Origin of the sequence: Niastella caeni, assembly GCF_004834005.1 — a bacterium.
Lineage (GTDB): Bacteria > Bacteroidota > Bacteroidia > Chitinophagales > Chitinophagaceae > Niastella > Niastella caeni.
Genome location: NZ_STFF01000014.1, coordinates 82399 through 105573, shown reverse-complemented (window position 1 = coordinate 105573; position 23175 = coordinate 82399). Strand labels below are relative to the sequence as shown.

The window sequence follows — 23175 nt, the reverse complement described above, 5'->3', positions numbered from 1 at the left end:
TTATGCCCCCTGAAACTTGAAACCTGGAACCTGCAACGGAAACATTAAAAATAAAAGCCCACTCTATCATCACAATCCTGTTCTATCCTGAACAGCGTTTATTCAAACAGGATGGCGCAGGATGATTTTAGGGGCTGGATAAGATAAATTACGCTGACTAATTAAATATTCATGCTGCCATGATGAAAAATTCTATCGCTATCAGGCGAAATGTCCTTCTCATTTCGCTACTTAACATTTTTGCCATCTTCTCCTTTGCACAAAGCAATTTTCCAGTAACCGGTAAAATAACTGACAATGCAGGTACTCCGTTACAAGGTGTAACGGTACAGGTTAAGGGTTCCAAAATCGCCACCGTAACAGATGGGGCGGGAACATTCTCCATTAATGCTCCGTCAGGAAGTTCAGTACTTGTATTTAGTTCTGTTGGATTCACTGCCAAAGAAGTGCCAATAGAGAACAAAGCCCAGGTAAATGTAACTTTGAGCGCTTCTGACAACACCATGGACCAGGTAGTGGTTATTGGTTATGGCGCCGTAAAAAAGCGGGACGTAACAGGCGCCGTTGCGGGCATCAATGAAAAAGACATCAAGTCGCGACCTGTAAATGATGCCCTGCAGGCGATGCAGGGAAAGGTTGCCGGTGTTGATATTACCTCCAGTGAACGTCCTGGCACCATGGCAACCGTTAATGTAAGGGGGGTACGTTCTTTAACAGCCTCCAATTCGCCATTGTATGTTGTAGATGGAATTCCGTTGATGACCGGCGGCATCGAATACTTAAATCCTAATGATATAGAGTCGATCGATGTGCTGAAAGACGCCTCTGCCACGGCCATTTATGGTTCGCGTGGCGCCAATGGGGTGGTGATCGTTACTACCAAACAGGGCAAGGCCGGTAAAACATCATTGAATTTGAACCTGGCTACTACTGCAGAGAAGATTGTGAACAGAATGGAAATGTTCAATGCCGAAGAATATATCACCTTTCGCCGCTGGGCCTATTATTACAAGAACCCGGCTGTAAATCCCCGTGGCGATCAACCCAATATTAATTTCGACAGGACCATTTTCCTTGCCACCAGCGACCCTTCGGCCTGGGCAAATATTGCCAGGGGCTGGGCTTCGGGAAAATGGGATGGATCCCAGGTGCAAACAACCGACTGGTTCGGGATGGTAAGCCAAACGGGTATTACAAAGAACCTGACCTTGAGCGTTAGTGGCGGAAGTGAAAAAGCAAAAGCATATGGGTCATTCGGATACCTGGACAATACTGGCACCCAAAAGGGACAAAGCTTTAGAAGATATAATGCAAACGTAAATGTTGACGTAAATGCTACCAAATGGTTTTCGTTCGGTACTAACATTACAGTTGCCTACAGTGTACAGGAATACGGCCAATCAAGAACAGGCGCCACAACGGTACAGTCGTCGCAAAGCATCTTTGAATCCGCGAGGGCGCTGTTCCCTTATGCGGTGCCATATGATTCCAACGGGGTAAGGATCATTAACCCGGGCGGGGATATCGCCTTTAAGAATGTGGCTGAAGAGTGGACAATGAACCAGGACCAAAGAACAACCCTTCGCGCTTTCGGTAGCTTTTATGGCCAGCTTGATTTTGGCTCCATTCATTCTGCTCTGAAGGGTTTGAAATACAGGGTGAATTTCGGGCCAGACTTTTCTACCTATCGCGATGGAACGTATATAGACGCTAATTCTGTTATCAGTAGTGGTTCAAATTCTGCTTCGCTGGCAAAGGCGCAAACATTCTCCTATACCCTCGATCATTTGATATATTATAATAAAACCATCGGCAAACATGATTTCGGGCTCACGTTACTGGGGAGCCAGACTAAATTTAAAACAGACAGTAGTCTTATCGCTGCAAACGGTATCGCGTTTGGAAGCCAGCGGTGGAATGCATTGTCAAAAAGCTATATTCCGGCTAGTAACCTCACCGCTTACTCGTCGAATCTTACTGAGAGCCAGTTGCAGTCTTTTATGGCCCGTATAAACTATACTTTTAACGACAAATATGTGCTTACAGTATCTGCCCGGCGTGATGGCGCCTCCCAACTCGCCGAAGGACATAAATATTCCTGGTTCCCTTCTATGGCTGTTGCCTGGAAAATGAACGAAGAGAATTTCATGCAAAATACAACCTGGGTAAATGACCTCAAGTTAAGATTTGGGGTGGGCGTTACCGGTAACTCGGCAATCAATCCATATGCCACACAGGGGCCTCTTACCTCTCTCTTTTACCCATACACATCAACAATAACGCCCGGCGCCATTCCTTCACTAACGTTGGCCAACCAGTCGTTAGGCTGGGAAAAAACGACTCAATATAATGTAGGTATCGACTTTTCCGTGCTGAACAGAAGGATCACCGGTAGTTTGGATGTATATAAATCAAGCACAAAAGACCTGTTAATGCAAATGTCTATCCCTACTGTTACCGGTTATACAACAACATTTGCAAACGTTGGCGAAACTGCCAATAAAGGGATCGACCTGAGTTTAACAACTGTTAATTTCAGAACAAAAAATTTTAACTGGATAACAACTACCAATATCTCTTACCAAAGAGACAAGATCGTTTCATTGTCGAACGGAAAGCAGGATGACATTGTTAATAACTGGTTCATAGGTCAGCCTATTGAAGTGATCTACAATTTCCAGGGTGCCGGTATCTGGCATCTTGCAGATTCAGCTGCTTACAGGCAGTTTAACGCAAATGGAAGTACTTTCACCGCAGGAAGCGCCAGACCAGTTGATATCAATGACGACAAAAAGATAGACCCCAATAATGACCGGGTGATCATTGGCAATACAAGACCCAGATGGATAGTTGGAATGACCAATACGGTTTCATATAAATCATTTGAATTTTCCATTTTTCTATACGGCCGTTTGAAATACCTGTATAACACGGGCGGCGAAGCCCAAACTGCGCGTGGCACACAGCGGAAGATCAATTATTATAATGAGAACAATATGAATGCTGACTACCAGAAGCCCATACATACTGAAGCAACTGGTGATCCCTACTCTGTGGTGTTGGGCTATAAAGATGCTTCGTTTATTAAGATCCGTAATATCTCCTTGGGATACAGTTTAACCGGCAATGCGTTGAAAAAAACAGGCCTGTCGAATTTGAAAGCGTATGTACAGATCGCTAACCCGGGCATGTTGTTTTCGAAGATCGACCAGCTCGATATGGATGTAGTTACAGTTACTCCTGCTTTTAATGGCGCTACTTTCAACAGGGGTATCACCTTTGGATTGAACGCATCATTTTAACCTCAACGCTTACCATTAAAAATCAAGAAAATGAAAAAAGTAAAGCTGATAATTAATATATCTCTTTTTTCGGGTTTGATCTTTATGTCATCCTGCAAAAAAGACTTTCTGAAAGAGGAACTTACTACGGCAAGAGGTATGGAGTTTTATAAAACCGATGCCGGTATTCTGCAATTGGCCACAGGTACTTATTACCAGGTATTCAATCTGCCTTTTAGCGCTGAGTGGGCATATTGTACCCAAACCTACGGTGTTGATGAGTTTATGGTAGGTGGCGATGGGTCGAATGGCGTATGGAATAACTATGATGGTGGCTTTAGGTCTATTGTTACCATAAATAACGGAAATACCCAGTTCGCCAACGCACAGTGGGATAACCTGTATATTGGCATAGGCGATGCAAATCTGCTTATTCAGAATGCAACAGCCAGTGCTTCCGGATCAGATGCCATAAAAAAAGTGGCTTTGGGAGAAGGATATTTTCTTAGGGCATACTGTTACCTGCGACTGGTTTCGCAGTATGGCGCCGTACCACTGAAGACCGTACCCAGCACAACTGTTGAAAAGGAATTTACAAGGGCCTCGCCTGAAGAAATTTACAAACAGATCATCGATGATTTTAAACAGGCTTATAATCTGTTGCCAAATTCCAATGCACCTGCAAAGATCACAAAAGATGCGGTAGCACACTATCTGGCAAAAGCTTATCTTTTCCGCGCCAGTGAGATCAATGATTCATGGAATTCATCTACTAAAGCAGCCGACCTTGCTGCCATCGTACCTTTGTGTGATGAAGTTATTTCCCGGCATCCGTTGACGGCTAATTTTGCCGACCTGTGGAAATATACCGGCCCCGATGGCGCCAACGAAAGGCTGCCAGAACTGATCCTTTCGGCGCAATTCACTGCAGATGTTTCTACCAACGGCACAAACCAGCAACACCTATATTGGGCATCGCGTTATGACGATATACCCCAAATGCAACGTGATGTTACAGGCGACAGACCATTCAGCCGTTTGCGCACCAATTATTATTTGTATAGAGTATATGACCAGGTAAACGACTCCCGGTTCTGGAAAAGCTTTAGAACAAAAAGCAGGTTGAACAAGTCTGCAGGCAATTATTATGTCAACGGCGATCTGGGGATCATCTACATTATCAATCAACCCGGGGATAATCGCTTCGCCAGTTTTAAACTGAATGACGTTGTTGTATATTCTAAAACAGGCAAAACAATTCCGAACGCCTATATTGCTTTCCCTGCAGGCAGAACAACAAACGGCGCCATGGAGGCAGACGTGCGGTTTCCTTCGTGCAGCAAACATATGGATGGTTCAAGAATAGGTTTTAATGAAACCCGGGGATTGCGTGACCTGAACCTCGCCCGCAGTGCAGAAACTTATTTAATTGCTGCCGAAGCAAAGATCAGGCTTGCAAAAGCAGGCACCGGCGCTTATACCGATGCATTGCCTTATATTAATACAGTTCGTGCAAGAGCCCAGTTTGTAAGCGGAGAAGACCGGGCCGGATATTATGATGGCGGTGGCGCGCTGGGTGCCTCCACTTCAGGTCAAAGCCCAACGATCAACTCTTTCATGGCCGAGAATTCCTATTATGAATCGAACAATATTCCAGTAACCACGGCCGCCTCGGCCAGCCTGGTTATTACAGACATTAACGCATTGCCGGCCGGTGATGAATATGTGATCTCCACGTTAGGGATAAGTGGCACATATGACAGAATGCTGGCGCTTGTATTGAATGAACGTTCACGTGAGCTTTGCGGTGAGTATAAGCGCTGGGAAGACCTTTCAAGAACAAAAACACTGGTACAAAGAGTAAAAGCATTTAACTCGCAGGCTGCACCTAACATCAAGGATTACCATTTACTAAGACCTATTCCACAAACTTACCTCGATGGAATACATTCAAATGGCAAGCCTTTGACCCCAGATGAAAAACAATCGCAGCAAAACGCAGGCTATTGATTGTAAAAATTCCAGATTTTCATATATCAGCAAAAAGAATCCCGGCGGTACCGCCGGGATTCTTTTTGCCTACTCTAAGCATTTATGCCTTGTTGCCTCGTTGCCTTCTCACTATATGCCTTCAATTCAATCAAATCAGAAGAGGGAGAAATTTTGTTCCAGGATGAATGAACCGCCAAAGCGGCGCCCATCGCCGATGCCTGCGCCATAGAGGCGGCGTATACTTCATGCGTGGGGAATGCATTTGCCAGCAGGTTCATGTACAGCGGATTTTTACTAAACCCACCGTCGACGAATATTTTTTTAACCGGACTGTTATGCAGCACAAGGTTCAGGGAAGCTACCTGCTGCGTCATAAGGTCGGCCATAAACTGGTGGTACGCGGCTTCGTAAGTGGCAAAGCTGTTGAGGTTGCGTGCGCCAAATGCCGATTCCTGCACCATGGCGGTTTTACCGGCTTTGCTGTCGGCTGTAGTTTCGGCTGTGTTGACCAATCCGGGTAACAGGTCGGCGTTAAACGCCACCGTTTTATAATAATCGGGGGCTACATTGAAATGAGCAGCCAGCCGCTTCGTTTGTTGTTCATGTTCATACCCGGCAAACAGGCGCGATGCTTTTATCGGTTTGCCACGGTATTCCATATAACAAAGGCAATCCTGCTGCAATTCTTCATACGTCAACCTGGTTTGATTGAACGGGTTCAGGCTAATGCACCAGGTACCGGTTGATAACAGCACAAAAGGTTCAGAAAAGTGAAACAGGTATGGGATCAATGCGGCAGAGCTGTCGTGCAAGCCTACGCCCGTCAGCAAGGCCTGTCCCTGCCATTGCGAGGGCATCAATTGATCTGACGGAAAAATGTTCGCCAGCTTTTCATTGATGGCTTCGCGATAGATCCATTCGTGGTAATGGTTCTGCGGAAAGTTCCATAAGCCGGTATGACAGCCAATGCTGGTAATATCTGAATACGCGCGGCCTGTTACCAGGTAGCTCATGTATTGCGGTAAATGGAGGGAATAATGAATACGATCGAACAGTTCGGGTTTAACATACTTCAGGCGGTATAACTGCATGCCTGAATTCAGGTTACCCAACACCGGTGAAGCGGTATGGATGGAAAAGGAGATCTCACCGCCATATTTTTTGTAGAAGCCTTCCTGCAGGTCGGCAGGAAACTGTTTCAGGTAATTGTATAAAGGAGCTACTGCCTTTCCTTCTTTATCAATATGTACAAAACTGGCGCCATAGGTACTGAAGTTAAGTGCGCGTACCAGGTATTTCTTCTCATTAAATACCTCCTGCAAGCATGCATATACCCATTTGGTGAGGGCTGCCAGATCTTCGCAGGCATCTCCATCTTCATCGGTAACTTCAGCAAACTGTTCACTTTTCTCCAGCACAATGTTATACTGTTCATCAAACAGAAATAACTTCTTATTGGTTTTGCCAATATCAAATATTGCTATGACGGGGATTTTGTTCATTCGTGAAAGTCGAAATTCAAAAAAGATGGCTTGAGGGTTAGATTGTTCGATGGCTCTTTGCTGAAAATTCAGATCGCCGATCCTGTGTAAGCTGCCCGAATTCCGGGAACCTAACCATCAAACAATTAAACAATCAAACCACTTAAAATTATAATCCTGTAGCTACTGTCTTCTGTCCTCTCTCTTTAATAAGGTTCTCCCTTACTTTCAACTGACGGTACAATTGCAATGGCTGCAAAGCGCCTCCGGCACGCAAACGGGCTTCTGCTACTAATGGACGTACATCAGTACGATATGCCTGTTGCAGAATTTCCTGTGCTTTTGCCACATCACTGGCATCCTGGGCGGCTTGCAATGCTTTTGTATCAACCAGCAACGCCTGTGCATAAGCGATCTTGATGGCTTCTACTGATTGTAAAAGGTCCTCAAGCGGATCTTTTACGTTGTGCGATGCGTCGATCATCCAGCCGAGGTCGGTAGCATGTTGCATGCCACGGGCATCCATACCTTCCACCAGCTCATTAAATATGAGGAACAACTGGTAAGGGTTAATGCTGCCTACCGTTAAATCGTCGTCGCCGTATTTGGAATCGTTGAAGTGGAATCCACCGAGCTTTCCTTCGCTCAGCAACAGGGCTACAATTTGCTCAATGTTGGCATTGGGCAGGTGATGGCCAAGGTCGACCAGCGTATACGCTTTGGGCCCCAGTTTGCTGGCATACAGCAGGGATTGCCCCCAGTCGCCCACCGTCATTGAGTAAAAATTAGGTTCAAACGCTTTGTACTCTACAAACATCTTCCAGTTCCCGGGTAATGCGGCATAAATTTCCTGCAGGCTTTCCAGCGTACGTTGAAATGCTTTGCGGAAATTCAACTGACCAGGGAAGCAGGAACCATCCGATAACCAAACCGTGATAGAATCTGAGCCCAGTTCTACCCCCTGTTTAATTACTTCTATGTTATGTTCGATGGCTTGCTTGCGGGTTGCTTTATCAACGTGTTGCAGGGAACCGAATTTATAGCTCAGCTTTTGATCGGGCTGGTCCTGGAACGTGTTGGAATTAACGGCATCAAAACGCAAGCCGTGTTGGGCTGCCAGCGCTTTAATTGCTTTGGCGTCTTTTGGAATATCCCAGGGAATGTGCAGGGAAATTGCGCCGCCGCTCTTGTTGAGCGAGTGCAGCAGGCCTACGTCTTCGATCTTCTCTTCGAGCGTGCGCGGTTCGCCGCCACCTGAAAAACGACCGAAGCGGGTTCCCCCTGTGCCTAATGCCCAACTGGGAATGGCTATTTGAAAGTCGACTAATTTCTTGAGAATGCTATCTAAACCGGTAACACCTTCTGCGGCAAAATCGAACCGGCGTTTATGTTCTTTGAGGAGGCTATTGTTAAGTTCGTCTATTTTATATTTTTCGATCTGCATATGCAATCGTTTTTTTAGAGATGATTGTTAATGACCTGAAACATTTGAGCAACAAAGATACTTACTGGGTATTTCTGATTTTGAGATTTAGTGATTTTGAGATCTCTTTTGAATTAAACCTCGCGACAAATCTCAAAATCCCCAAATCCCGAAATCCCAAAATCTGTTGCTACATGCACCAATGGCTAAGGCAAATAAAAAACTTCCTTAAGTGGAGTAGAAACAGGTGAATTATCAGCATTGCTTTCCATAATATCTTTCATATACGCCCACCATTTTTGCATAACGGGGTGAGCTGGTAAATTATCCAATGCGGCCGGGTCCTGAATTTTCAAAACGCCAAACAGACTGTTGGTGGTTTCATCTAAAAAGATGGAATATTCGCTGATGCCGGTTGCATGCAGTAACTGTTCCAGTTCGGGCCATAAAGCATCGTGGCGTTTTTTGTACTCAGCTTCGTTTCCCGGGAATAACTTCATTTTGAATGCAACACGCATGGTAATTGTTTCTGGTTTGTAGTTTGTGGTTTGTAGTTTGTGGTTTGTGGTTATTTCAGGTGCGGCTCCTCGAACAATGGCAATCTTACACCATTCAAACATTCGAATTGCGAGAGACCGAATTTAATCGATCATCTCAAAGCGCGGAGCAACAACAAACCATAAACCACAAACTGTAATTTATCGTACAAACGCTGTAGCAACACCGCCATCAACGTTAATTACATTCCCCGTCGATTTATTCAACAAACCTCCTGTAACGGCGAAGCAGGCATTAGCAATATCTTCGGGTAAGATAATTTCATTGAGCAAGGTACGTTTGGCATAGTAAGCAGGTAATTCTTCTATTTTAACGCCATAGGCCTTGGCTCTGCCTTCAGCCCATGCACCTTCCCATATTTTACTGTCACTGATAACCGCATCGGGGTTCACTACGTTCACCCTAATGTTGTCTTTTCCTAATTCGGCTGCATTCAGGCGGCTCAGGTGCAACTGGGCAGCTTTGGCAGAACCGTATCCGGCATTGTTCGGACCGCTCATCAAAGCATTCTTGCTCACGATGTTGATCACATCGCCACCTATAGCCTGTTTGCGCATCACTTCTACCCCAGCCTGCGTAACAAAGAACTGGCCTTTCACCAATACATCGTACAACAGGTCCCAGTCTTTTTCGGTATGCTCTTCTATGGGTTTTGAAATTGACAGACCGGCGCAGTTCACCACAATATCCAATCCGCCAAAAGCGAGCGCCGCAGCATCGGTTGCATTCTTAATATCTTTTGCACTGGTAACATCCAGTACAACAGCGGCAAATACGTCTTTACCGTATGATTTATTGAAATCTTCTTTAGCACCTTCGAGGCGGGCAGCATCGTTGTCGTTGATGATAACACAAGCGCCTTCGTCGGCGAATTTTTTGGCTATAGCTTTGCCTATACCACCGGCACTACCCGTAACCAGCGCAATGCGGCCCGATAATGCTTTGGGTTTGGGCATACGTTGCAGCTTGGCTTCTTCCAGTAACCAGTATTCGATATTAAAAGCCTCCTGACGGGGCAATGAAGTATAAGAAGAAATGGCTTCTGCGCCACGCATTACGTTAATGGCGTTGATGTAGAATTCTGCGGCCACACGGGCAGTTTGCTTATCTTTTGAGAAAGTGAACATACCTACACCCGGGTACAGGATCACCACCGGGTTGCGGTCGCGCATAGCCGGACTGTCAGGATGTTTGCAGGTATTGTAGTAGTCGGCATACATAGCGCGGTATGCTTCGAATTGCGGCGTCAGTTTCTCTTTTATTTTGCTTACGTCGCTCAGGTCTTCGCCAGGTGTCAGGCTCAACACCAGCGGACTGATCTTGGTACGCAGGAAGTGATCGGGACAGCTTGTACCCATGGGCGCCAGCCTGTCGAGATCTTTAGAATTGATAAAATTCAATACTCTTTCATCGTCGGTAAAATGGCCAACCATTTTCTGGTAGCTCGAACAGAAACCGCGCAACACAGGCGCCAGCGCGGCTGCTTGTGCTGTACGTTGTTCCTTAGGCAGCGAAGTAACTTTAGCGCCACCGAAAACAGCTTTCTGTTTGCTTACTTTTTCTTCAATGAATTCTGCACAACGTTCAATTACCTCCAGGGTGTTGATGTAGCTTTCATACGCCGTATCGCCCCAGGTGAACAAACCATGCGAACCGAGCATAATGCCACGGATGCCGGGGTTTTCTTCCAGGCATTTAGCCAGTTTCAACCCAAGGTCGAAACCAGGACGTTGCCATTCAACCCAGCCTATAGTACCATTGAATAATTCCTGTGTTATTTTTTTACCGTCTTTAGCAGCAGCAATAGCGATGGCTGCATCAGGATGCAGGTGATCGATGTGTTTAAATGGAAGGAACCCATGCAGCGGGGTATCGATAGAGGGCGCTTTTGACGCCAGGTCAAAAATGCAATGGTTAAACAGTTCTACCATTTCATCTTCATGATCAATACCACGATAAACATTTTTCAGGCTGCGTAAACGATCAACATATAAGGCAGCAAGGCCGCTCTTCTTCATAGTGCCCAGGTCGCCCCCCGATCCTTTGATCCACATTACTTCGGTTTCTTTTCCGGTCAGGGGGTCTTTGGCGATGGCTTTGCAAGATGTGTTGCCACCACCGTAATTTGTAAGACGCAGATCGGCGCCCAGCAAATTACTCCGGTAAATTAACAATGCTACTTCATCACCTTTCAGGGAAGCCGCTTTGGCATCGTCCCACAAATAGCTTACATGCTTAAACTTTACTGCACTTGTTGCTGACATAGTCTGATCTTTATTTATTCGTTTAAATGTTTTCTTAGGCGTGTCACGGTTCGTTTGTTACGGCCAGGATAACCGTGGTGGCACACCTCCGTTATCACTTCAGCGAATTACCATATCCAACCAGTAATACAGATAAGATGATGGTAATAATGCCTGTAATAACCGTTGTTTTAGTTTTTTTGCTTACGCCAGCCCATTCTTTCAAGATCAATCCCCACGCATTGGCTGTTAAAATGATGAAGGCCATGTGCAGGATCCAACTGCTGGGGCCATTGCCCAGTTTGCTTTCTCCCATGCCATAAAAAAAGAATTGCAGGAACCATGTTGTACCGGCCAGTGCCGCAAACACATAATTGCTTAGCAGCGGTGTTTTCTTATTGGCATAATCGCCAAAAGTTTTATTACGGGCGTTCAGGATCATACACCATATAAAGTTGGTGGTCAATCCGCCCCATAACACCACCACATATGTCACGTTGTTCTGATACAGGAATTCGCCCTCACCGGCATGGCCAGCCTTCCATAATGTATTGGCTACATCGGCCATGGGTTTACCGGCTTCTAACCCAAAATTGAAACAGGCGCTCAATACGCCGGAAATGATGGATACCAGTAAGCCCAACCCGAATTTGTATTCCGTTTTTGCCGCTATGCCATGTGGATCGGTACCGCCTTTCGACAACTCTTTTTCTTTACGGGTTCCGGCTTTTCCACAAATGATAATACCTATAATACATACAGCCAATCCAAGTAAAACGGTCTGGCCCCAGCTATTACCGACCAATGCACTAAAAGTATCTTTACCTTCAGCAGGGAAAATATCATAATATATGGAAGGGATAAGGGAACCGAACACCATGCAAAGGCCCAGGATAATGCTGCTGCCCAATGAAACCCCCAGGTAACGAACCCCAAGGCCATACGTTAAACCACCAATTCCCCACAGGATCCCAAACAAGAACGTATACCCTATCACTGCACCACCAGCCTTACTGATAATTTCTGAAAAGTTAGGGATGGTAAGCCAGGCTGCTAACGGTGGCACTATTAACCACGAAAAAAGCCCTCCCACAATCCAGTAACTTTCCCAGGCCCAACCTTTAACTTTTTTGTACGGTATATAAAAACTTCCAGACGCGAAACCTCCTAAAAAATGGAATATAACTCCAAGAATAGCATTCATTTGTAGCGTTTTTTCAATATGGCCAGCCTATGCCGGATTAAAAAGGTGAAAGTATAAGATACCGATTATTAGCCCGTCATGCACCATCATGGTCTTTTTTCATGAAAACCGCCTAATTTTGATGGTTTGATTGTTTGATTGCTCAAGGGTTGTGTTTTCGAATTTCCGGCAGCTTGCCAAAAATCAACGACCTGAAAATTGAAGGAATAACCATCAAACAATCAGGCCATCGAACCATCCAAGCCATAGCGCCATTTAGTAATTGCACAATGAAGAAAGATTCCATATTTCAGCACTTATTTATCGATTATTACTCTGCCACCCCCAAGTACCTGCAGCTTGCCAATTCCATTATCAAGGCTATCGGCGAGGGTAAGATCCAGAAAGACGAACTGCTGCCTTCGATCAATGAGCTGAGTTTTGAATTTGAGATCTCCCGTGATACTGCGGAAAAAGGGTATAAACACCTGAAAAAGATCGGCATCCTGGGTTCGGTGCCCGGTAAAGGTTACTTTGTAAAGAATACAGAAGTTGGGCAACACCTGAAGATCTTCCTGCTTTTTAATAAACTGAGCCCGCACAAGAAAATTATATACGATGCCTTTGTTGCCTCCCTGGGCGAAATGGCTTCCATCGACTTCTATATATATAATAACGACTTTGCTTTTTTCAAACGGCTTATTCATAATAAGAAAAACGACTACAGTCATTATGTGATCATCCCGCATTTCCTCGACGGAGGCGAAAACGCCGTGGAGATCATCAATACCCTGCCAAAAGAAAAGCTTATCCTGATGGATAAGCTGGTACCGGGCGTGGAAGGCAAATACGGTGCGGTGTATGAAAATTTTGAAAAAGATATTTATGAAGCACTGGAACAATCGCTGGAACCGCTGAGTAAATACCATACCATAAAGATCATCTTCCCCGAATACACGTATCACCCTGTTGAGATATTAAAGGGTTTTTACCGCTTCTGCCAGCAGTATGCATTTAATTATAAGGTAGTGCACGACATTGCCAATGAACCTATCAAGGAAGGCGAAGTATTTATCAACCTCATGGAAAACGACCTGGTGATATTGATTGAAAAAATACTGGCCACTAAATTAAAGGTAGGCAAGCATGTTGGCGTGATATCGTATAACGAAACACCGCTCAAGAAGATCATCCTGAATGGCATCACCACCATTTCAACTGATTTTCAGATGATGGGAGAAAAAACAGCACAGCTTATACTGGAGCAATCTACCGAGCATATTGAAATCCCCTTCTACCTTACACAAAGGTTATCACTATAACGAACAGACTAAGGACATCAAATAAATTGCTTTAAATCAAAAAATAGCGGGAAGCTTCATTATAAATTCATAAAGGGAAAAAAGTTACCTAGCTTTGGTTAAAACCATTAACCTTATGGCAGGCAACAAAAACCCCCACGCAAATACCCCTCTCCTTATTGGTAAAAATTCCGGCCAACCATTACCGGATGAACATACGGAAACAAGTACCCTCTCAGTGCCTTCACCGGTTTTTACTACCCGGGAAAGGCAAGCCCAAAACGGGCCATTCAACTTTGAGTCATTAACTTCTCAGTATAAGATCGGCATCGTTCGAAATGGCATCACCAAAAAGCAACTGGAAGCCATTAAATCGGAAACCGATCTCGATTACCACACCTTAAGTAACCTGTTATCTGTTTCCCGCACTACGCTTATTAAAAAGAAAGGCGATGATAAATTCGACCTGCCTACCAGCGAACGCATAATGCTTTTAGCGGAACTCATTTGCTATGGTCAGGATGTGTTTGAAAGCAAGGACCTTTTTAACACCTGGCTAAAAAAACCAAGCATTGCCCTGGGCAATAAAGCGCCATTGGAGCTGCTGGATACTTTATACGGTATTGAAGAAGTAAAAAAAGAATTAGGCCGTATTGAATACGGTGTAAATTAATATAACGGCTTTTGTATTATGCGGCTTTACCGGATTGGAAAGACAAAACATGCCCATGACCTAACAGGAATGGGCGCCAAATTGAATGGTGGTCGATGGAACCATGAGGGCACCCCTTGTATTTACCTGGCAGAAAGCCGGGCTTTGTCGTTATTGGAATATGTGTCTCATTCAACCATAGAAACCCTGCCACCTGCCCTTTCATTTACTACCATTGATGTACCCGAACATTCCATGCGGCAACTCACCATCGATGAATTACCAGCCGACTGGTTTCAACGACCGCATAATAATAAAAGCCGGGATATGGGTTCCGAATTATTATTGAATCAGGAATGCCTGTTACTAAAAGTCCCTTCAGTAATGATCAACCAGGAATTCAATTTTGTGTTGAACACTTTACACCCACTAATTAGTGCAGTAAAAATTATAGACGTAGTTAGTTGTAAGCTGTAGGGAGAAGGCTGCAAGCTAAAAGCTGTAAGCTGAAAGCAAAGCCGGAAGATACGCTCAAGCCGCACGCTACACGCTGCACGCCAAAGCCTAATGCTGAAAGCTCAAGACTGAAAGCAAAGCCGGAAGATATGCTACACGCTGAACGCCGCACGCTTCACGCTAAAGCCAAAGAAAGCACAAAGCACAAGGACTAAACCGAAGAAGATCTCCACGTTACCTCTGCACGATTTTTGCCAGAAAAAATAAATATCTATACACCACGAGCAAAACAAAGGCGTTTAATTTGTTAGGCAATATTGTTTTTGCCTGATGGCTGTTAGTTTTATTTGTATTTGCTTTTAGCTTTCGGAGCTGCAGCTTGCAGCCATATTTGTATTCGCGTGAGGCTTGCAGCGTGTATTCGCTTGCAGCTTACGGCTTGAAGCTTATAGCTGTTTTTTCACCTTAATCTATACTTGTTGTGTTTGCTTTCAATTTATTCAGTACATTAGACGCATAAATCGCTTTCGGTAGTTTTGCCATATTCTCCGGCAATAACTGCATCTCAACTTACACCTTATCTTATTTTATCGAATTTTTACCCGGAATCCCCATGGAATTGCAACCTGATAACCAGAAACAAAGAATAAGCATGCCATATCCGTAATGCGTTTATTATTTACCGTAACTCATTGTAAATTAATCGAACTTTTATTATCTAGGTTAGCAAAAAACAATCGTCCTAATGCGTTCACTTCCGTTGAGCAATGAAATCATTGAATCTTTCCAGCAAGGAGATCCCGATGCTTTACAATCGCTGTTAAAGCAGTTCTATAATCCTTTATGTTTATTTGCCGATCGGCTGCTGACCGACAGAGCCGCCGCAGAAGATATTGTTGGTGAATCTTTTATAAAATTATGGCATAAGCGAACCGACTTTGAAAGCCTGCAGAACATAAAGGCATTTATGTACATCACCGTACGCAATGCCTGCCTCAATCATTTAAAGCAAGCCAAACGCGATTCACTGAGTAAAAAGCAACTGGCTTATATAACGGGCGAAAAAGAAGAATTTGTTTTGAATGAAATGATAAGGGCCGAAGTGTTGAAGGAAATAATGAAAGAAATTGATAACCTGCCCGAACAATGCGGTAAAGTATTAAAGCTGGGATACCTGGAAGGATTAAAAAACCAGGAAATAGCAGATCTGCTGCAGATATCGGTGCATACCGTTAAAAATCAAAAGGCAAGGGCCATACAATTATTAAAAATAAAGCTTCGCGACCGCGATTTAATGACTTTCCTCATACTATGTACCATCTTAAGGGCCACCTCCGACAACTGCCAAAACCTGCAATTACCTGCCTAAACATCAGTTTTCAGCAAAATTGCAACCCACAAATAGGTGTAAATACCCATTTATAGAAATTTATTAAATTTTTTTTCATTTGGAATAGTAATAAAGGCACGAAAAGTTGTTTTAATACTAAACTGATAATTACTTATTCGGCCGTGCGGGATATAAAAAGCTCTTTACACTTAAATAGATTTAATGAGTATTGCTATTAAAGTATAGCCATTTAAAACACTTTGGCAATTTTATTAAATAATATTTAAGATCATACAGCAACTGTTGTACGAATTCAGATGAAGCCCGTGTAACAGTAAATAAGAAGTAAAATAGCTGTTTATGGTGAAATGATTGTTTACAAGTGCTAGGGGTTAAAAGAAGTTGGGAGGTACCAACCTGGTAGTATAACGTATCGGGTATGTGTATGCTGGTGTGAATTGCTTCTAAATTAACCCTGAACAATAAATGAACAGTTAGCCTTTACAAAAGGCCTTTTTTGTCCGCCCGATGTTATACATCCGCACTTTTCGTTCTTTCAGCCAGACGAGAAGGACGGAGCGTCGAGCGGGAATCTCATGTGACTGTTTGGTTGGGTCACTACAAGGGAGTGTTTCTACTCTCCCTTTTTTTTAAAAACTAAGAACATCTCTATAAATTTATTACCCTTATTACCCGCCTTCTTAGGCAAGTATTAAACCTCCATCCTTTAAATACGCAAAACATATATGTGTATTTAAGAACAACAAGTATCTGCAGGCTCCTCATTAGTAGTAAAAATTTCCAAAGGATTTCTGATTAGCTTTTTATTGTTTAGTTACGTCTATCCGTATAGGCAGTAATTGCCTGGTATGGTTTCAATACATTATTATATCCTAAACTTTAGGTAGTTTTTTTCTCATTCGCATTCCTCATGTGCATCAATTATCCCTCTTCCTGGTACAGAAGAGGCGCAGGAATCCCCCACGGCCGGGTAGTCTTACCCGGCTTTTCTTTTTTTACCAGTTACCAGTTACCAGCGATCGGGCAATAGTTACTTCTATTTGTCTATTGCTTTCCCTTCTTGCTCGCCACCCTCTACTTACTATCAGCTCTTCAACTTTCACTCACTTATAGACTCACAAAATAAAGGACCCTCTTCCTCCCCTACTCCCCCTTTCACCCAACTTACAAACCCATTAACTCAATAACTTTCTTCACCCTACTCGCCACTCGCTACTTCCTACTCACTTTCCCTTTCAACCAACTTACAAACCCACTAACTCAAAAACTTTCATCCCCCCTACTCGCCACTCGCTACTTCCTACTCACTTTCCCTTTCACCCAACTTACAAACCCATTAACTCAATAACTTTCTTCCTCCCCCTACTCGCCACTCGCAACTTCCTACTCACTTTCCCTTTCAACCAACTTACGAACCCCACTAACTCAATAACTTTCTTCACTCTACTAGCCACTCGCCACTTACCACTCGCTTTCCCTTTCACCCAACTTACAAACCCATTAACTCAATAACTTTCTTCACTCTACTAGCCACTCGCCACTTACCACTCGCTTTCCCTTTCACCCAACTTACGAACCCCACTAACTCATTAACTTTCTTCCTCCCCCCTACTCGCTACTCCCCTTTCAACCAACTTACAAACCCATTAACTCAATAACTTTCTTCACCCTACTAGCCACTCGCCACTTACCACTCGCTTTCCCTACGCCACTTTCTTCCCTCCCCACCAGCTACTCGCTCCGATAGCTTTCGGCTTTTTCTTCTCTCCCCAAATACCCCAATCTGGTCAATTCTAACCTGTTCATATTAACAATATCTATACTTTGCTTGATTACAATCATATCCTTTTACATTTTTTCAATTTTGTTTAGGCCAAACGTAAACATAATTTGTTTTATAATATTAGAGGGGTGTCTATTTCAAACCGGCTACATGCATTCATCGTACCGATTAGTAGTAAACACCAGGAAGCCGGCAAAACCATCCCTGCAACCTACCAGGACTTTACGAATATATTAACGTAAACCCCAGGTATTATAGCTATACCATTAGCATTCCTACCCAATTATTGAATAATATTTTGCAAACCTGTGAATTCATTAAAAATTTATCCAAACCCTTTAGTACAAATCACAACAATTGTTGTTCTTACAATAATAGCAATATGCAACACCATTTCTGGTGGGCGTATTTGTAGCAGCCGGCAATTGTTGTGGAGGAAATCCGGACCTTTAGCTTGCCATATTTAAGAAGTAAACTTAGTCTTATGAAAGAACATCAAATAGAAAAAGCGTCACACATCGCCTCTCTCATTGTCAGGGATATGCAGGATAAACTGACCGTTGATCAACGGCAGGAGCTGGATACCTGGCTTCAGGAGGATGGTGATAACTTTTTATTATATGAAGATTTGATGGATGAAGAAAAACTGGGCTACGACCTCAATGAATTGCAGACCTATGACCATAACCAGGCTTATGAAAAGTTAGCGCAAAAGCTCTTCTCCCCTGAAGTAACCCGCACACGGGTATACTTCAGGATCTGGCCATATATGGTTGCCGCGGTGCTATTGGTGGTGGCAGGTGGTATTACTTATTTTGCATTAAATACAAATACTGCGGAAAAGCCTAAGCCCAGATCCGCTATTGTTGCACAAAAAAAATCTCCGGGCGCACAACCCGATACAAAAAAAGCAGTGTTGATCCTGGCCGATGGGTCAAACGTCGTACTCAATGAAATGAATGATGGTAATATTGCCCAACAAGGGAATGTTGCTATTCTTAAAAACCAAAATGGTGAACTCGTTTATAAATTATCTGGCGCCGCTGAAACCACATCCGGACTTAATACCCTTCGTACTCCCCGCGGCGGCGAGTACCAGGTAGTTTTGGAAGATGGCTCCAAAGTATGGTTGAACTCCGCTTCAACCCTTCAGTTCCCAGTTCATTTTACCACCAACGACCGCCGGGTAGTTCTTACCGGCGAGGCTTACTTTGAAGTAGCAACTGCAACCATGCCCAATACAGGGGTAAAAAAATCATTCACTGTAAACGTAGATAATATGGAAGTGCAGGCAATAGGCACTTCATTTAATATTTCTGCTTACAAAGAAGACAATCGTTCACAAACAACCGTTGTGGAAGGCCTGGTAAAAGTAAACCGGAATAACCAAAGCAAGCTGCTAACGCCCGGTAAAAAACTCGTTGCGTCCGATAGCACCGTTACCGTTGAAGAGGCAGATGTAAAACAGGAAATAGCCTGGAAGAACGGCGAGTTCGTTTTCCGCAATACCTCGCTGAAAATGGTCATGAACGAACTGGCCCGGTGGTACGATATGGATGTTGTATACGAACCCGGAGTTCCCTCTTTACATTTCAGTGGAGAAGTTCAACGGGAGTCGGACATAACAAAAGTGCTGCAAATGCTCGAATACACCGGAGGTGTTACCTTCACTATCTCCAAACGGATCATAACAATCCATCCAGGTAAAAAATAATCATACCAGCTTATTGCATTGCACTTCTACGCCGCTTGAAATATTTTTGTAGCTTGGCGCTATGTTGCGCGGTTTAAAAAAACAATCCTCATACGTTCAGCAAAATAAAGTCAAACTGGTCAGGGGTGGAAAGGAGTATTTCACTGTTCTTACCCGGCTGATCGATCAGGCGCAACATACTGTACACCTGCAGGTGTACATTTATGAAGATGACGAAACCGGAAGAATGGTCGCTTCCGCTTTAATGGAAGCTGCCAAACGAGGCGTGAAAGTGTACCTGTTGACCGATGGCTATGCTTCAAAAGAATTGTCGCCCGCGTTTATAAAAGAACTGCAATCGAACGGTGTACATTTCCGCTTTTTCGAACCCCTGTTAAAAAGCGAACACTTTTATTTTGGCCGCCGCATGCACCATAAAGTACTGGTGGTGGACGGTTATTATGGATTGATAGGCGGCATCAATATAAGCAACCGGTACAATGATACCGACAACAACCCCGCCTGGCTTGACTGGGCTTTATATATGGAAGGATCGATTGCGGCTGAATTGCATAAAATATGTATCAATGTGTGGGCCCGCCCTGGTCAGATAGCTTTAAAAAGAAGCCTGCGGCATGAACTTCCTGAGATACCCACTACCGGGAACAGCCCCGTTCGCATCCGGCGAAACGATTGGGTAAAAAGGAAGAACCAGATCTCGCGGAGTTATATTGAGATGTTGAAAAAAGCCACATCGAAGGTGGTCATCATGTCGGGCTATTTTTTACCCGGCACTATTATCAGGCATCATTTATCGAGAGCTGCCAAACGTAAAATCGATATCAGCGTTATTGTAGCGGAAAAATCGGATGTTCCATTGGCCAAACATGCCGAACGGTATATGTACCGCTGGTTACTGAAACGCAATATCAAACTCTATGAATATTCCAAATCGATATTACATGGTAAACTGGCCACGCGGGATAATAAATGGGTTACCATTGGCTCCTATAATGTAAATGACATTAGCGCCTATGCCAGTGTGGAACTGAACATTGATGTAAATGATGCGGAATTTGCCACCCATGTGCAGCAGCAACTGGAATCCATTATGGCAAATGATTGTGTGCAGGTAACGGAGGAAGACTACAATAAAAAATACAATCTCTTTCAACGGGCCATTCAATACTGCTCCTACTGGCTCGTACGTATTATATTTTATTTATTTACTTTCTATTTTAAACAACGATAGTTTAGTTTGTATCACCATTCACCATCGATCACTCTCCCTTAATTCTATGAAGCATAGAAAGAAACGCCGCTTTGTCCCAATTGGCAAAACGGCCCCGCTGCACCACCAGGTTATTGTCATAAGGCCGTTGCAGATAGTAATGAAAAACAAATGTAGCATTGGGTTTATACCAGCCTACCCGCTGACCAAACCTAAGATCGTTGAACACTAGGACATTATCCTCCTTTTCAATAGTATAAAACCCCTGCGAGAAGATAAACAGGTCTTTTAATTCTTCAAGGTCCTTTACGGGATTCAACAATGAATCGTTGCGTTTGAAATAGGCGAAATCAATATTTGACTTAGTATCGAACACCGACCTGTAACCGATATGGTAGCCCTTGTCATCTTCCAGCACCACATACCATAACAGGTTATTCAACGGTGTTGGTGTAATAAAATACCGGCGGTATTCAATATTATGCTGTTTGGTTACGCGTTTTACGGCGCCCTCCACAATGGCTTTATTAAATACATCGATGGCCAAATAGAAAAAGCACCAGCCGATGGCAAAGACCGTCCAGCGTCTTCTTTTGTAGTCCGATTTCATGAACAACAAGGCAATGGCAACAATCGTAGGCACAATAGTAAACAACGGATCGGCCACGAACATGGCATGCATGGCATACCGGCGGCGCGAGAAGGGTTCCAGCAAACCGGTACCATAGGCATTGAAGCTGTCTAACGTCAAATGCGTCAATAACTCCACTGCAAAAAACCAAAGCCAGGTAGAAAAAGTAATATTATGCGGCCGTCGCCACCGGTCGGCCAGCCAGGCCAATAAAGGGGTAACGAGCAATACGAACAATAAGGAATGGGTAATGCCGCGATGCGCGATCAGGTCGCGGGTAGGCGACATCCAGAAAGAAGCAACAAAATCAATATCGGGCAAACTCTGCGCCACCGCGCCCATCAACAAGGCCCGCCGGCCGGCTTTTTTACCAATAAAAAGCTCACCAATACAAGCGCCTAATACTATATGCGTAATCGAATCCATAACACCAAATTAAGAAAAGGCAGGGATTCCTCTGTTCTTCATTCCTAATTTTTCATTTCGCGGAGCCTTTACATCTTTTTAGGTATATTAGTACGGGGAAAATAAAACCCCTCAATGGGGAATTCGTTTAACCGGTACCATTACAACCATCGTCCATTCACCATGAGTACATTATTAATAGTCCTGTCTTGCATCATAGCGTTGGTCTTGCTTATATCCTGGGCAAAACTCAATCCCTTTCTGGCATTTTTGATCGTATCTATAAAAGCAGCTATTTTGCTGGGCATACCGATGGATAAAATTCCGGCCACCGTACAAAAAGGCATTGGGGAAATGCTTGGCTCGCTCGTTATTACCATCGGACTGGGCGCCATGCTGGGTAAACTGGTAGCCGACAGCGGCGCTGCACAAAAGATCACCCAGGTGCTCATGCGCACATTTGGTCAAAAACATTTGCAATGGGCTTTAATGGTAACCGGTTTTGTGGTTGGCATACCACTTTATTACAATGTGGGCTTTGTGTTAATGGTGCCGCTGATCTTTTCGGTAGTTTACCAATATAAATTGCCAGCGGTATATATCGGCTTGCCCATGCTGGCCGCTTTATCGGTAACCCATGGCTTTTTACCGCCGCATCCCTCGCCTACTGCCCTGGTAACACAGTTAAAAGCCAATATGGGGCTAACGCTGTTATATGGCATTATCCTGGCCATTCCTTCCATCATTATTGCCGGACCATTATTCTCAAAAACGCTGAAGCATATTCGCAGTACCCCCTTACAAACTTTTCAACCCAAACAATTCGCTGCCGACCAGTTGCCCAATGCCGCAAATAGTTTTTTAACAGCCCTGCTGCCCGTTTTGCTGATAACCATCACCACAATCATTCCCCTTGTTATTCCTTTGTCAGGCACTTCACAACAATTCGTTCTTTTTATAAGCGATCCCAATATGGTGATGTTGCTTTCGCTGCTGATTGCCACATATACTTTAGGCCTTCACACTGGGAGGTCTATGAAAGCGATCATGGACATTTATGGAGAAGCTGTTAAGGATGTAGCCCTGATCTTATTGATAGTGGCAGGGGCAGGTGTTTTGAAACAGGTATTTACCGACAGTGGCGTAAGTATGACGATTGCCGAAAGCATAAAAGGATGGCAGATACATCCGCTGATCCTGGGTTGGGTAATAGCCGGCATGATCAGGATATGTGTTGGCTCAGCTACTGTAGCCGGCTTAACAGCCGCTGGTATCATTGGACCGGTCATTCCCCAAATGCATGTCAATCCTAACCTGATGGTGTTATCGATCGGCGCAGGCAGCTTGTTGTTTTCGCATGTGAACGATTCGGGATTCTGGATGTACAAAGAATACTTCAACCTCAGTATAAAGGATACCATTCGATCCTGGTCGATGATGGAAACGATCGTTTCGGTGGCGGGGCTTATCGGCGTTTTGATCATGGATATCTTTATTTAAAGCCGGTTCTG

General features: G+C 44.1%; 15 protein-coding genes. 9 read left to right on the top strand and 6 right to left on the bottom strand.

All coding sequences use genetic code 11. The annotated features are described in order from the left end of the window. Positions 1-179 precede the first annotated feature (179 nt). Both FAM09_RS29190 and FAM09_RS29185 read left to right on the top strand, forming a co-directional pair. Positions 180-3302 carry a SusC/RagA family TonB-linked outer membrane protein gene (locus tag FAM09_RS29190; RefSeq protein WP_243751804.1) on the top strand — a complete coding sequence of 1041 codons (3123 nt, stop codon included), beginning with the start codon at positions 180-182 and terminating at the stop codon, positions 3300-3302. Positions 3303-3332: 30 nt separating this feature from the next. Beyond that, the gene (locus tag FAM09_RS29185; RefSeq protein WP_136580704.1) at positions 3333-5291 is read left to right on the top strand and encodes a RagB/SusD family nutrient uptake outer membrane protein; all 1959 of its coding nucleotides are present in this window, start codon (positions 3333-3335) and stop codon (positions 5289-5291) included. Between the two features lie 74 nt (positions 5292-5365). Here the strand turns inward: FAM09_RS29185 and FAM09_RS29180 are convergent, their stop codons facing one another. The 5 genes from FAM09_RS29180 to rhaT all read right to left on the bottom strand — a co-directional run bounded on the left by FAM09_RS29180 (position 5366) and on the right by rhaT (position 12182). After that, positions 5366-6775, bottom strand: a complete 1410-nt coding sequence (locus FAM09_RS29180; RefSeq protein WP_208025677.1) for an FGGY-family carbohydrate kinase — start codon at positions 6773-6775, stop codon at positions 5366-5368. Between the two features lie 148 nt (positions 6776-6923). Beyond that, the gene (locus FAM09_RS29175; protein ID WP_136580703.1) at positions 6924-8198 is read right to left on the bottom strand and encodes a TIM barrel protein; all 1275 of its coding nucleotides are present in this window, start codon (positions 8196-8198) and stop codon (positions 6924-6926) included. 185 nt (positions 8199-8383) lie between these two features. Beyond that, positions 8384-8695 carry an L-rhamnose mutarotase gene (rhaM, locus tag FAM09_RS29170; RefSeq protein WP_166437309.1) on the bottom strand — a complete coding sequence of 104 codons (312 nt, stop codon included), beginning with the start codon at positions 8693-8695 and terminating at the stop codon, positions 8384-8386. A 180-nt stretch (positions 8696-8875) separates the two neighbouring features. Further along, positions 8876-10999 carry a bifunctional aldolase/short-chain dehydrogenase gene (locus tag FAM09_RS29165; RefSeq protein ID WP_136580702.1) on the bottom strand — a complete coding sequence of 708 codons (2124 nt, stop codon included), beginning with the start codon at positions 10997-10999 and terminating at the stop codon, positions 8876-8878. 94 nt (positions 11000-11093) lie between these two features. Then, on the bottom strand, positions 11094-12182 hold the full coding sequence (gene rhaT / locus FAM09_RS29160; RefSeq protein WP_136580701.1) for an L-rhamnose/proton symporter RhaT: 1089 nt from the start codon (positions 12180-12182) through the stop codon (positions 11094-11096). 173 nt (positions 12183-12355) lie between these two features. On the opposite strand from rhaT, the gene FAM09_RS29155 reads away from it, so the two are divergent. The 6 genes from FAM09_RS29155 (at position 12356) to FAM09_RS29130 (ending at position 20649) form a co-directional block, all read left to right on the top strand. After that, complete coding sequence (locus FAM09_RS29155; RefSeq protein WP_243751803.1) at positions 12356-13483, top strand: GntR family transcriptional regulator; 1128 nt, start codon at positions 12356-12358, stop codon at positions 13481-13483. A 115-nt stretch (positions 13484-13598) separates the two neighbouring features. After that, on the top strand, positions 13599-14135 hold the full coding sequence (parS, locus tag FAM09_RS29150) for a type II RES/Xre toxin-antitoxin system antitoxin (protein WP_136580700.1): 537 nt from the start codon (positions 13599-13601) through the stop codon (positions 14133-14135). Positions 14136-14153: 18 nt separating this feature from the next. Next, positions 14154-14591, top strand: coding sequence for an RES family NAD+ phosphorylase (locus FAM09_RS29145; protein WP_136580699.1), 438 nt, complete (start codon positions 14154-14156; stop codon positions 14589-14591). Between the two features lie 724 nt (positions 14592-15315). Then, the gene (locus FAM09_RS29140) at positions 15316-15939 is read left to right on the top strand and encodes an RNA polymerase sigma-70 factor (RefSeq protein ID WP_136580698.1); all 624 of its coding nucleotides are present in this window, start codon (positions 15316-15318) and stop codon (positions 15937-15939) included. A 2249-nt stretch (positions 15940-18188) separates the two neighbouring features. Beyond that, a complete protein-coding gene (locus FAM09_RS29135; protein ID WP_136580697.1) occupies positions 18189-19418 on the top strand; it encodes a FecR family protein in 1230 nt (409 codons plus the stop codon). A gap of 61 nt (positions 19419-19479) precedes the next feature. Next, positions 19480-20649, top strand: coding sequence for a phospholipase D-like domain-containing protein (locus FAM09_RS29130; RefSeq protein WP_136580696.1), 1170 nt, complete (start codon positions 19480-19482; stop codon positions 20647-20649). Between the two features lie 28 nt (positions 20650-20677). Here FAM09_RS29130 and FAM09_RS29125 read toward each other — a convergent pair whose 3' ends face one another. After that, entirely contained in the window at positions 20678-21685 is a 1008-nt protein-coding gene (locus tag FAM09_RS29125; protein WP_136580695.1) for a metal-dependent hydrolase, read from the bottom strand. 162 nt (positions 21686-21847) lie between these two features. Between FAM09_RS29125 and FAM09_RS29120 the strand changes: the two genes are divergently transcribed. Next, positions 21848-23164, top strand: coding sequence for a gluconate:H+ symporter (locus tag FAM09_RS29120; RefSeq protein ID WP_136580694.1), 1317 nt, complete (start codon positions 21848-21850; stop codon positions 23162-23164). The last annotated feature ends 11 nt before the right edge of the window (positions 23165-23175 follow it).

Coding starts and splice junctions, on each gene's coding strand:
- FAM09_RS29190 (WP_243751804.1), top strand. CDS start 180: ATGATGAAAAATTCTATCGCTATCAGGCGAAATGTCCTTCTCATTTCG.
- FAM09_RS29185 (WP_136580704.1), top strand. CDS start 3,333: ATGAAAAAAGTAAAGCTGATAATTAATATATCTCTTTTTTCGGGTTTG.
- FAM09_RS29180 (WP_208025677.1), bottom strand. CDS start 6,775: ATGAACAAAATCCCCGTCATAGCAATATTTGATATTGGCAAAACCAAT.
- FAM09_RS29175 (WP_136580703.1), bottom strand. CDS start 8,198: ATGCAGATCGAAAAATATAAAATAGACGAACTTAACAATAGCCTCCTC.
- rhaM (WP_166437309.1), bottom strand. CDS start 8,695: ATGCGTGTTGCATTCAAAATGAAGTTATTCCCGGGAAACGAAGCTGAG.
- FAM09_RS29165 (WP_136580702.1), bottom strand. CDS start 10,999: ATGTCAGCAACAAGTGCAGTAAAGTTTAAGCATGTAAGCTATTTGTGG.
- rhaT (WP_136580701.1), bottom strand. CDS start 12,182: ATGAATGCTATTCTTGGAGTTATATTCCATTTTTTAGGAGGTTTCGCG.
- parS (WP_136580700.1), top strand. CDS start 13,599: ATGGCAGGCAACAAAAACCCCCACGCAAATACCCCTCTCCTTATTGGT.
- FAM09_RS29145 (WP_136580699.1), top strand. CDS start 14,154: ATGCGGCTTTACCGGATTGGAAAGACAAAACATGCCCATGACCTAACA.
- FAM09_RS29140 (WP_136580698.1), top strand. CDS start 15,316: ATGCGTTCACTTCCGTTGAGCAATGAAATCATTGAATCTTTCCAGCAA.
- FAM09_RS29135 (WP_136580697.1), top strand. CDS start 18,189: ATGAAAGAACATCAAATAGAAAAAGCGTCACACATCGCCTCTCTCATT.
- FAM09_RS29130 (WP_136580696.1), top strand. CDS start 19,480: ATGTTGCGCGGTTTAAAAAAACAATCCTCATACGTTCAGCAAAATAAA.
- FAM09_RS29125 (WP_136580695.1), bottom strand. CDS start 21,685: ATGGATTCGATTACGCATATAGTATTAGGCGCTTGTATTGGTGAGCTT.
- FAM09_RS29120 (WP_136580694.1), top strand. CDS start 21,848: ATGAGTACATTATTAATAGTCCTGTCTTGCATCATAGCGTTGGTCTTG.